We start from the raw sequence: 10,798 nt of genomic DNA, 5'->3' as shown, positions 1-10,798 counted from the left end.
GACGGGTCGGGTTCCGGGAACACATTTCATCAGCGTTTTGCTGTTCAGTTTTCAAGGTTCATGGAACTTGCACCGCGCCTTGCCTGTTGGCTTTTGGCGACTTTACTATCATAACACCGTGTCTTCATAGTGTCAAGAAGTTTTTTTAGCAAGTTTTCTCGGCCGCTTGGCCTGCCCCTTAAGGACAAGAACAACTATACATGATAGGGCCGGCGGAAATCAAGCCCTTTTTCCAAGAAAGAGTTTTCTGATTTTCCGCCCGTCCAATACAAACAATGCGATTCCCGCCAGTACGACAATCCCGCCTATGACCTGAGTCGAAATCAAGGTCTCGTTAAAAATGTAGTAAGCCAGCAATGCAGCGCCTACCGGCTCAAACAGAATGGCAATTGATATGACGTTTGTACTCACATAGCGCAGTGACCAGTTAAACAGGGTATGTCCAAACAGGTTTGGCAGTATTGCAAGCATTGCAAACCAAAACCAGTCCATCGCCGGGTAAGGGCCGAACTTCTCGCCCGCTGCAATCACATAGAAGAAGATTGCAATGGTGCTCACACTGTAAACGATAAATGTATAGGTGATGAGGGAAATCCTCTTCCTGACATCCTGGCCGAACAAAAGATAACCGGTGATCAGTGCGCAGGCAGCCAGTGCCAGCATATCCCCGAAAAACGCTTCCCCGCCCAGCCGGAAGTCCCCCCAGCTGATGAGGACACTCCCACCGATTGCAATCAGGCCGGAAAGAATGGTTTTAACCGTAAGTTTCTCTTTAAAGAAGAGATATGTGCCCGCAAAAGCAAAGATTGGCTGGAGCGTCACGAGGACTGTTGAGCTTGCCACCGATGTGTAATTCAGTGATTCGAACCATAGAATAAAATGAAACGCCAGAAACACACCTGCAATCACTGAAAATAACCAATCTCTTTTTGAAATTAGTTTCAATTCATGTCTGTACTTCAGCAGGAAGGCCGGCGCCATGACTAGAACTGAAAACAGCATCCGGTAAAATGCGGTGATACCTGCATCCGCAGATACCAGCTTAACGAAAATGGCCGAGAAAGCCAGAGTGATCACTCCGACCATAATCGGTATATATGGATGGATTGGCGGTTTTTCCACTTTGTGCATCTTCTCTCTTATATAAAAGTCTTTCCCGGCGTTTCACCGCAGTCCGGGAAGTGAATACAGATTATAGCCTAACAGAATTGGCTCCGTCTGCCCATAGCTGACGGAAAAGGGGGAATCATATGGATTACTTGTTCGATTCACCTCTGCTCGAAACCGGTGTTCTTTTCAAACTGGGTTTTTCGGGGTTGCTCAGCCTGGTCATCGGAATTGAGCGGGAGCTTAAGCGGAAGCCTGTCGGGCTGAAAACAAGTGTCGTCATTGCCACGTTCAGCTGTCTGCTTACAATCATTTCAATTGAGACGGCCTACTCTACCCCCGCACGCGACGACATCAACATCACGATGGATCCGCTCCGTCTGGCCGCACAAATTGTCAGCGGCATCGGTTTTCTCGGTGCGGGCGTTATCCTGAAACGGGACAATGACAACATTACCGGTCTGACAACCGCGGCCATGATTTGGGGTGCAGCAGGCATCGGGGTTGCTGTAGGGGCAGGTTTCTACGTTGAAGCGGCTGTAGCCGTCGGAATCGTCATGATTGGCGTGGAGTTCCTCCCTCCCCTCATGAATATTGTGGGTCCGAAAAGACTTCGATTAAAAGAATATTCACTGGTCGCGGTTGTAGCCGGGAGGGATAATATCGAGGAACTTATCCGCTATTTAGGTGAACACAGTGCGGATCCGGAAAATGTCCGGATGAAAATGCTGAGCAATGAAGACTTCCCGCGAAACTCCCACGAAGTCGAGCTGCGGTTGTCCGTGCAGCCGAAAGTGAGCTCATCTGAAATATATAGCTGGCTCCATGAACTGGATTACATCCAGACTGCAGAACTGACCGCAACACAATAACCGGAGGTGCACAATGAAAGAATTCTGGAAACTTCTGAAGCAAGGCAACAAGCCTTCCCTTCTTGCAGCTGTCGTCAATACAGTCATAGCACTTATGAAAGGTGCCGGCTTCCTCTTCACGGGAAACGTCGCGCTCTTTGCCGAGACCATGCACTCGTTCGGTGATGCGGCCAACCAGTACTTCGTTTATGTGGGGTCTGCATTATCCAAGAAAGCACCGACCCGGCGATTTCCGAATGGCTTCGGCCGGATCGTCAACCTTGTCTGCCTGTTTGCCGTTGTCATCGTCGGGATCATGGCTTACGAGACGATCAAGGAAGGCTGGAACCATATCTTCCATCCAACCGAATCCAGCGGCTTCTGGATCAGTTTTACCATTCTCCTGATTGCTACTCTTCTTGAATTCTTCGTCCTGTACAAGGCAGGCAAGGAAATCCTTCACGATGCCGGCATCAGTGGCGGCCCGCTCGCGCCGGTCACAACCAGCTTCACCAAGCTAAAATATGCCCGCCCCGCGACTAAACTGGTCTTTATGGAAGATACCGTCGCAACGGCAGGCGGTCTGCTTGCCCTCATTGCCGTCGTGCTGGCCAAACTCTTCGGCCTGGGCTGGACTGAAGGAGTCGCCTCCGTCCTGATCGGTGCCATGATGTTCTACGTCGTCGGTATTGTCTTCCTCGAAAATGCCCGCGGAGCGATTGGAGAGACAGATGAGGAAATGCTGAACCATATCGCTTTCCTTTTGGCAGAAGACAAAGATGTTCGTGACCTTCAGAAAGTGGAAGTCATTAAAGAAGGGGAATCACTTCACGTCGAGGTTGTCGCAGAAATCGATAAAAGCCTTCCGTTCCATGAGGTCGACGATATCCGTGACCGGCTGCTTGATCTCATTGCAAGTCAGCGGAATGTTGCGGATGTCACCATCTCGTTTGACGAAGACGATGGCATTAAAACCTGGAAACGTGAAGGTCTTGGCATTCGGCCGACACCGGAAGATCTTGAGAAATTGCATTAAGACACAGAAAAAAGTTGCCGGTCTTGTGGACCGGCAACTTTTTTGATTACAGGCTGTTATTCAGGACGGCTTCGACTTCTTCTTTTTCAAGTGCAGCGAATTGGCCAACCGGAGCACCTGAATAGGATTTTTCAGCCATCAGGCTAATGTTTTTATCATCAATTCCGTAGTCGGCAAGACGCTCCGGCGCCCCGATGGACGTCCAGAAACTGCGTAGCCTGTCGACACCTTCAAGCGCAGTTTCCTCGGTTGTCTTCCCTTCCGGATCGACGCCGAACACATTGACCGCCAGCTGCGCAAAGCGCTCCGGCCGGGTCCCCTTGCGGATGTTGTACTTCATCCACTCGGGGAATAGGATCGCAAGCCCGCCTGCGTGGGGGATATCATAGATTGCAGAAACCGCATGTTCGATATTATGCGTTCCCCAGTCTCCCCTGTAGCCCATCTCAAGGAATTTGTTGAGCGCTATGGTCCCTGCGAACATGATGGTCCCGCGATGTTCCGTGTTCTCCATATCTTCCATCAGCTTAGGTGCCGTGCGGATGATTGCTCTAAGTACCCCTTCACACATTTCATCCTGTACTGGCGTGTTGACCGCATTGTTGAAATACTGTTCGAATATATGGGACATCATATCCACGATGCCATAGACGGTCTGGTCTTTCGGAACACTTTTCGTATAGGCAGGGTCAAGAATAGAGAACTTGGGGAAGTTCTGCGGGCCGCCCCAGCCGTACTTTTCCTGTGTCTCTTCATTTGTAATGACCGATCCCGCGTTCATCTCGGAACCCGTCGCGGCAATGGTCAGGACCACGCCGATCGGCAGCGCTTCTTTCGGGATCGCTTTTCTCGTAACGAGGTCCCATGCATCCCCGTCGTATTTCGCAGCACTGGCAATGAGTTTGGAGCAGTCGATGACCGATCCCCCGCCTACTGCAAGCACGATGTCGATTCCCTGCTCCTTGCAGATGGCGGCACCCTTTGCGGCAGTTGTCACACGCGGGTTAGGTTCAACGCCGGACAGTTCGTGAACCTCGGCACCAATTTCATTAAGCACGCGCATGACATCATCATAGACGCCGTTTCGCTTGATGCTTCCCCCGCCGTACACAAGGAGCACCTTCTTTCCGTACATAGGCAATTCATTTTTCAGGGTCTCAATCTGGCCTTCGCCGAAAATCAGTTTTGTCGGATTTTGAAATGTGAATGAATTCATGTCCTCGCCTCCTCCGGTATATTTTCTCACGAAGAACCGATGTTTTCCATTATTCCGGCACCTATCCGGCGAATAAACCTGAGATGGCGCGTCCATCCTATATAAGAGGAGGTGGCGCTATTATGGATACTTTCCGCAAAATCGCTCTTGCTCTCACCATCATCGGTGCCCTTAACTGGGGCCTCGTGGCACTGTTCAATTTCGATGCCGTTGCTGAATTGGCCGGCGGCAGAGATACCCTCGTGGCCCGCATCATCTACGGCCTCGTCGCAATTGGCGGCTTGGTGAGTCTCAGCTATCTGTTCAGGGATGAGCCGGAACGGCCCCTGCGGGTTGAGCAGGACGAGTACGAATGGCAGACACGTCCGCCGGCAGGGATGATGGAAGAGAAATGAAAAATGGACCGTCCCCGATCCGGGGACGGTCCTGACTTGTTACCTCACGCCCAGCCGCGGAAACGGGCAGCTTCCGCGGTTCTGCGGATACCGACCATGTATGCAGCGAGACGCATATCAATGTTGCGGGATTTGGCTGTGTTATAGACATTTTCAAATGCCTCGGTCATCTTCTGGTAAAGCTTTTCATGAACCTCTTCCTCGGTCCAGTAATAGCCCTGATTGTTCTGGACCCATTCAAAGTAAGATACCGTGACACCGCCGGCACTTGCAAGAACGTCAGGCACAAGGAAGATTCCGCGGTCAGTCATGATTTTTGTGGCTTCGGAAGTGGAAGCTCCGTTGGCTGCTTCGACGACGATTTTCGCCTTGATGTCGTTTGCATTGCCTTCATGGAGCTGGTTCTCAAGCGCTGCAGGAACGAGGATGTCACAGTCCAGCTTGAACATCTCATCGTTCGTGATTGTGTCTTCGAACAGAGTCGTCACCGTACCGAAGCTGTCACGGCGGTCAAGAAGATAGTCGATATCCAGGCCGTCCGGGTTATGAAGCGCTCCGTAGGCATCCGAGATCGCGATGACTTTCGCACCGGCATCGTGGAGGAACTTGGAGAGGTAGCTTCCGGCGTTGCCGAAGCCCTGAATGATGACACGCGCGCCTTCGACTTCGATGCCGATGCGCTTTGCCGCTTCACGGATCGAGATGATGACACCTTCAGCAGTTGCGCGGTCACGTCCCTGTGAACCGCCAAGAACGATTGGCTTGCCCGTGATGAAGCCCGGGGAGTTGAACTCGTCAATCCGGCTGTATTCATCCATCATCCAAGCCATGATCTGAGCGTTTGTCATAACGTCAGGCGCAGGGATATCCTTTGCAGGTCCCATCACCTGGCTGAGCGCACGGACATATCCGCGGCTAAGGCGCTCAAGTTCTCCCATGGACATTTCACGGGGATCGCAAATGATGCCTCCCTTGCCGCCGCCATATGGCAGGTCAACAATTCCGGCTTTCATCGTCATCCACATCGACAGCGCGCGGACCTCATCAGCCGACACGCCCGGGTGGAAACGCACGCCGCCCTTTGTCGGACCGACGGCATCGTTGTGCTGTGCGCGGTAACCCGTGAAGACCTTGACTTTATTGTCGTCCATACGGATCGGAATGCGGACTTCCGTCATGCGGATCGGCTCTTTAAGCAGTTCGTACATGCCTTCATCGTAGCCCAATTTATCCAGTGCTTCATGGATTACTTTCTGTGTGGAGGTAACAAGATTTGTGTTCTCGCTCATGGTATTGATTCGCCTCTTTAAATCATAATAGGATGCTCGGCAACATTGTAACATAGATCAACGGTTTGTTGTCGGCTCAAGTTCACAATTCATACACAAAGTTTATGCCGCAAATACTTCGCGGATTTTGCCGAGTGCCCAGTCAATCTCTTCTTTGGAGATGACGAGCGGTGGAGCGAAACGGATGACCGTGTCATGCGTTTCCTTGCAGAGCAGGCCGAGTTCTTTCAGCTTCTCGCAGTATGGACGTGCATCGGAATGCAGCTCGACTCCGATAAAGAGCCCGCGGCCGCGTACTTCCTTGATGTCCGTGTTGTCGATTTTGCTCAGTTCGGCCATGAAGTATTCACCGAGTTCAAGAGCCTTGTCCGCCAGATTCTCTTCCTCAAGCACTTCGAGCGAAGCGATTGAGACTGCGCAAGCCATCGGATTTCCACCGAATGTCGAGCCGTGGGAACCCGGATTGAATACACCCAGAACATCCTTGTCTGCAGCAACGCAAGAAATCGGGAACACTCCGCCCCCAAGTGCCTTGCCGAGAATATACATATCCGGGTCTACACCTTCCCACTCGCATGCGAACATTTTGCCTGTGCGGGCCAGCCCGGCCTGGATTTCGTCCGCGATGAAGAGAACGTTGTTTTCGCGGCAGAATTCTCGTGCTTCTTTAAGGAAGCCTTCACGCGGGATGATGATGCCCGCCTCGCCCTGGATCGGCTCGAGGATGATTGCGGCGGTATTTCCGTTAACAGCGCTTTTTAGTGCTTCGAGATCGCCGTAATCGATATGGACGATGCCCGGCAGCATCGGGCCGAAGCCGCGCTGATATTCAGGATCGGATGACATCGATACAGCAGTCATCGTACGGCCATGGAAATTGCCGTTGCAGACGATGATTTCGGCCTTGCCCTCTTCGACACCTTTTACATCGTAAGCCCAGCGGCGAGCCGCCTTGAAAGCAGTTTCGACTGCCTCTGCTCCGGTGTTCATCGGCAGGACCATGCCTTTGCCGGTAAGTGTGCTGACTTTTTCATACCATGGCGCCAACTGGTCGTTGTGGAATGCACGCGATGTCAGCGTCACCCTGTCTGCCTGGTCCTTCAGTGCCTGGATGATTTTCGGGTGTCGGTGGCCCTGGTTCACCGCGGAATAGGCGGAAAGCATATCCATATACTTATTTCCTTCAGGATCCTTTACCCAAACCCCTTCTGCTTCGGAAATAACGATCGGCAGCGGATTGTAGTTTCTTGCCCCATACTTGTCCGTCTGTTCAATGATCTGCTGTGTCTTTGTCATCCTTCTCATCCTCCCTCATATAAAAGGCGGACTCACATTGAGCGGTCCGCCTCAAATTGTTACTAGTATAATCCTATTCCGGCGATCAGTGCATCTCCGAAACGGTCTTCGCCTGCATATGAAGAGCAAGGTAGTCAGGTCCGCCCGCTTTCGAATCGGTTCCGGACATGTTGAATCCGCCGAATGGCTGATAGCCGACAACTGCAGCCGTGCAGCCGCGGTTAAAGTAGAGGTTTCCGACGTGGAAGTCCTCGCGTGCTTTTTCCAGGTGGAAACGGTTGTTTGAAATCACCGCACCTGTCAGGCCGTAGTCGGTGTTGTTGGCAATGTCGATCGCTTCGTCAAAGTCTTTTGCCTTTGCGAAGGCCACAACCGGTCCGAAGATCTCTTCCTTCATGATGCGTGCTTCCGGATCAACATCCGCGAAAATCGTCGGGTTGACGAAGTAGCCTTTGGAGTCGTCGCCGGTGCCTCCGAGAACGAGACGGCCTTCTTCCTTGCCGATTTCTACGTAATCGAGGATCTTGTCGTAGGATCCCTTGTCAATGACAGGCCCCATGAAGTTGTTGTAGTCTTCCGGATCGCCGACTGTCAGTTCTTTCGTCAGTTCCGTCACACGGTCAAGAACCTGATCGTAGACGTCGCTCACGATGACCGCGCGCGAACATGCCGAACATTTCTGGCCACTGAAGCCGAACGCGGACTTGACGATCGACTGTGCCGCCAGTTCAAGGTCAGCATCGCTGTCAACGACGATTGTATCCTTGCCGCCCATTTCCGCGATGACACGCTTGAGCCAGATCTGTCCTTCTTGTACTTTCGCTGCGCGCTCAAAGATGCGTACGCCCACTTCGCGGGAGCCCGTGAAGCTGACGAAGCGGGTTTTCGGGTGATCGACCAGGTAGTCGCCAATATCGCGGCTGGATCCCGGAACAAAGTTGATGACGCCCGCAGGAAGACCTGCCTGTTCCATGAGCTCGACGAACTTATAGGCGATAACCGATGTATTGGATGCCGGCTTCAGGAGAACCGTATTCCCCGTAACAGCTGCAGCAACCGCTGTTCCCGCCATGATGGCGAAAGCAAAGTTCCAAGGGGAGATGACGACACCGACTCCCAGAGGAATGTAATTGAAGCGGTTGTCTTCGCCCGGACGTTGCGCAATCGGAACACCATCCTTCATTGCGACCATCTGACGTCCGTAATATTCCAGGAAGTCGATTCCCTCAGCCACGTCAGCATCCGCCTCAGGCCAAGGCTTGCCGGCTTCTTTGGAAAGAAGCGCCGAGAGTTCGAACTTGCGGCGGCGTGCTATTGCTGCAGCACGGAAAAGGACATCTGCACGGACTTCAGGCTTCACCTTTTTCCAGGTCTTGAACGTCTCTTGTGCAACCTGCATCGCTTTTTCAGCATGCTCCTGGGTCGCCTTCGAAACGTATCCGATTATCTCTTCACGGTTGGATGGGTTGAAGTTTTCCATCTTATCATCCGTGTAGATGCGTTCACCGCCGATGATGAGCGGAATTTCCTGACCAAGGTACTCTTTTACTACCTTGAACCCTTGCTCGTACGCAGATCGGTTTTCTTCATTCGAAAAGTCCGTAAGTGGCTCATGTTTGTAAGGAATCAATTGAACTCCTCCTCCTGATTATGTTCGAGACGCTAAAAATATTTGCGCTCTTTTCGTTTCACACTTATAATAATGCAAAAGATCATTGCGAATTTCAAGTCTTAATCATTTGAAAAACGCAAAAAACTATTTTGAGGTGGACCATGTCTATCGAAAAAGACTCGCTATGGCCCTTCTACGAATTCGCCGTGGAACATGCCGCTCTCGGCATCCACGCCGTTGACATGAATGGAAGGACCGTCATCTACAACGAGAAAATGAAGCAAATCGAAGGACTCGACCTCGACGACCTGGCCGACCGGAGTGTGCTGGATATGTTCCGGTTCGGCCAGGAGGAGAGCACGCTTATGAAAGTCATCAGGAGTGGAGAGCCGGTCCGGAATGTCAAACAGACTTACTGGAACCGGAACGGACAGGAAATCACCACAGTGAATGACACCTATCCGGTGATCGGGCCGGAAGGAATGATCGGCGCCGTGGAACTGGCCCGGGATGTGACCGCGCTGGAAAAATTCGTCCACCAGCCGCTCCGGACCTACGATGAGAACGTCACGTTCGCTTCCATCTCGGCTGAAAGCGAAACGATGAAATCCGTGATCGCCACGGCAAAAAAAGCGGCTGATGCGGATCTTCCTGTTTTACTCACCGGGGAAACCGGCACCGGGAAGGATCTGCTAGCAGGTGCCATGCATAATGGTTCGGCAAATGCCGGGAGCCCTTACTACACCCTCTTCTGCCCTGGTTTGGACTCTGCAGACATCCACCGGACGATGAAAGCGATCAGCAAGGAAGAGACCTGTACCGTTTTCTGTGACCGGATTGACCTGATGCCCATAAAACTGCAAGAAGAACTGCTCAGGGAACTTGAGTCTCTCGGGGATGATTCCAGGCAGTACATCGCCAGCATCGGCGGGGATGCATTTGATCTGATTGCAAACGGATCGTTATTGAAGGGTCTCTACTATTTCTTTTCGTCCATCACGATCTATATCCCGCCGCTCAGAAAGCGGATGGACGACTTGTGGCCATTCATCGACGATTACCTGGAACGCCACCGCAGGCGCTTCGGTTCTGCAGTAAGAGGGCTATCTTCGGAAGTCAGGGAAACATTCGACTCGTATACTTGGCCGGGAAACCTGAAGGAAGTCGAACTGCTTCTCGAAGAGATCACTTCGCTCCTTACGACGGAGACCGAGATTTCACAAGATCTCCTGCCCCACCATTTTAAACTGAAGGTACAGGAGGAATTCTCTCCTGCCAAGCGGCCGCAGGACTTCGTGATGAGCGAGGGCCAAGAGTTTCTTCCCTTGGATACTTACCTCCGTGAAGCAGAGGATTATTATTTGTCGAAAGTGATGAATGTATTCGAAGGCAATGTCACGAAAGCGGCGCACGCACTCGGAATGAGCCGCCAGAATCTGCAGTATCACCTGAAGAAAATCCGGAATGGCCAATGAAGAAAACTCCTTCTCTGAAAATAAAAAAGCAAGGAAGCGTCCGGTTCATACCGGATAGGCTTCCTTGCTTTTTTCGATTATTGTCCGGACTGACGGATCCAGTCCTGCAGTTTGTCGCGGAGCGTATTGAAACCGTCCGGTTCCCGTTCATCGATGCGGTCCTGAAGAGATTTCCTCGGACGGTCCTCCCTCCGTGTCTGCGGACGTTCCTGAAGAGCGCGGAGCGAGAGGCTGATTTTCCCTGCCTTCTCATCAACGTCGAGCACCTTTACTTTCACTTCTTCCCCTACCGTCAGATAGTCATTGACGTCCTTGACGAAACCGTAAGTGATTTCCGAAATGTGGACGAGGCCTTGCGTGTCCTTGTCCAGGGCGATAAATGCCCCATATGGCTGGATGCCTGCGACCTTCCCGGTCACCACATCTCCCGCTTGATAGTTGCTTGCCATAAATACCGCTCCCAATCGCTTTGATTTACGAATCTGCCATTTGGCCATTGCAAATTATACCATACGGGAGTG

At 52.0% G+C, this 10,798-nt stretch carries 10 protein-coding genes; 4 read left to right on the top strand and 6 right to left on the bottom strand.

Annotated elements, in window-relative coordinates; all coding sequences use genetic code 11:
* Window positions 1-219 precede the first annotated feature (219 nt).
* On the bottom strand, window positions 220-1,122 hold the full coding sequence (locus DZC51_RS03410; protein WP_157293970.1) for a DMT family transporter: 903 nt from the start codon (window positions 1,120-1,122) through the stop codon (window positions 220-222).
* 128 nt (window positions 1,123-1,250) lie between these two features.
* On the opposite strand from DZC51_RS03410, the gene DZC51_RS03405 reads away from it, so the two are divergent.
* On the top strand, window positions 1,251-1,979 hold the full coding sequence (locus DZC51_RS03405) for an MgtC/SapB family protein (protein ID WP_157293969.1): 729 nt from the start codon (window positions 1,251-1,253) through the stop codon (window positions 1,977-1,979).
* A 13-nt stretch (window positions 1,980-1,992) separates the two neighbouring features.
* Window positions 1,993-2,994, top strand: coding sequence for a cation diffusion facilitator family transporter (locus DZC51_RS03400; protein WP_157293968.1), 1,002 nt, complete (start codon window positions 1,993-1,995; stop codon window positions 2,992-2,994).
* A 46-nt stretch (window positions 2,995-3,040) separates the two neighbouring features.
* Here DZC51_RS03400 and DZC51_RS03395 read toward each other — a convergent pair whose 3' ends face one another.
* Window positions 3,041-4,210, bottom strand: a complete 1,170-nt coding sequence (locus DZC51_RS03395) for an iron-containing alcohol dehydrogenase (protein ID WP_157293967.1) — start codon at window positions 4,208-4,210, stop codon at window positions 3,041-3,043.
* Between the two features lie 122 nt (window positions 4,211-4,332).
* On the opposite strand from DZC51_RS03395, the gene DZC51_RS03390 reads away from it, so the two are divergent.
* The gene (locus DZC51_RS03390) at window positions 4,333-4,605 is read left to right on the top strand and encodes a DUF378 domain-containing protein (RefSeq protein ID WP_157293966.1); all 273 of its coding nucleotides are present in this window, start codon (window positions 4,333-4,335) and stop codon (window positions 4,603-4,605) included.
* Window positions 4,606-4,649: 44 nt separating this feature from the next.
* Here DZC51_RS03390 and DZC51_RS03385 read toward each other — a convergent pair whose 3' ends face one another.
* From DZC51_RS03385 to pruA, 3 genes are all read right to left on the bottom strand, one after another.
* Entirely contained in the window at window positions 4,650-5,894 is a 1,245-nt protein-coding gene (locus DZC51_RS03385; protein ID WP_157293965.1) for a Glu/Leu/Phe/Val family dehydrogenase, read from the bottom strand.
* Window positions 5,895-5,996: 102 nt separating this feature from the next.
* Window positions 5,997-7,190: an ornithine--oxo-acid transaminase gene (locus DZC51_RS03380; RefSeq protein WP_157293964.1), complete on the bottom strand. Its 1,194-nt coding sequence runs from the start codon at window positions 7,188-7,190 to the stop codon at window positions 5,997-5,999.
* An 85-nt stretch (window positions 7,191-7,275) separates the two neighbouring features.
* Window positions 7,276-8,820 carry an L-glutamate gamma-semialdehyde dehydrogenase gene (gene pruA, locus DZC51_RS03375; RefSeq protein WP_157293963.1) on the bottom strand — a complete coding sequence of 515 codons (1,545 nt, stop codon included), beginning with the start codon at window positions 8,818-8,820 and terminating at the stop codon, window positions 7,276-7,278.
* A gap of 143 nt (window positions 8,821-8,963) precedes the next feature.
* On the opposite strand from pruA, the gene DZC51_RS03370 reads away from it, so the two are divergent.
* Window positions 8,964-10,277 (top strand): sigma 54-interacting transcriptional regulator, encoded by a 1,314-nt coding sequence (locus tag DZC51_RS03370; protein ID WP_157293962.1) that lies wholly within the window; start codon window positions 8,964-8,966, stop codon window positions 10,275-10,277.
* Between the two features lie 77 nt (window positions 10,278-10,354).
* Here the strand turns inward: DZC51_RS03370 and yugI are convergent, their stop codons facing one another.
* Window positions 10,355-10,726, bottom strand: coding sequence for a S1 domain-containing post-transcriptional regulator GSP13 (gene yugI, locus DZC51_RS03365; protein ID WP_157293961.1), 372 nt, complete (start codon window positions 10,724-10,726; stop codon window positions 10,355-10,357).
* Window positions 10,727-10,798 lie beyond the last annotated feature (72 nt).

Origin of the sequence: Bhargavaea sp. CC-171006, assembly GCF_009761675.1 — a bacterium.
GTDB lineage: Bacteria > Bacillota > Bacilli > Bacillales_A > Planococcaceae > Bhargavaea > Bhargavaea changchunensis.
The sequence above is the reverse complement of the archived record's forward strand: the minus strand, read 5'-3'. Positions and strand labels throughout refer to the sequence as shown.

Coding starts and splice junctions, on each gene's coding strand:
- DZC51_RS03405 (WP_157293969.1), top strand. CDS start 1,251: ATGGATTACTTGTTCGATTCACCTCTGCTCGAAACCGGTGTTCTTTTC.
- DZC51_RS03400 (WP_157293968.1), top strand. CDS start 1,993: ATGAAAGAATTCTGGAAACTTCTGAAGCAAGGCAACAAGCCTTCCCTT.
- DZC51_RS03395 (WP_157293967.1), bottom strand. CDS start 4,210: ATGAATTCATTCACATTTCAAAATCCGACAAAACTGATTTTCGGCGAA.
- DZC51_RS03390 (WP_157293966.1), top strand. CDS start 4,333: ATGGATACTTTCCGCAAAATCGCTCTTGCTCTCACCATCATCGGTGCC.
- DZC51_RS03385 (WP_157293965.1), bottom strand. CDS start 5,894: ATGAGCGAGAACACAAATCTTGTTACCTCCACACAGAAAGTAATCCAT.
- DZC51_RS03380 (WP_157293964.1), bottom strand. CDS start 7,190: ATGACAAAGACACAGCAGATCATTGAACAGACGGACAAGTATGGGGCA.
- DZC51_RS03370 (WP_157293962.1), top strand. CDS start 8,964: ATGTCTATCGAAAAAGACTCGCTATGGCCCTTCTACGAATTCGCCGTG.
- yugI (WP_157293961.1), bottom strand. CDS start 10,726: ATGGCAAGCAACTATCAAGCGGGAGATGTGGTGACCGGGAAGGTCGCA.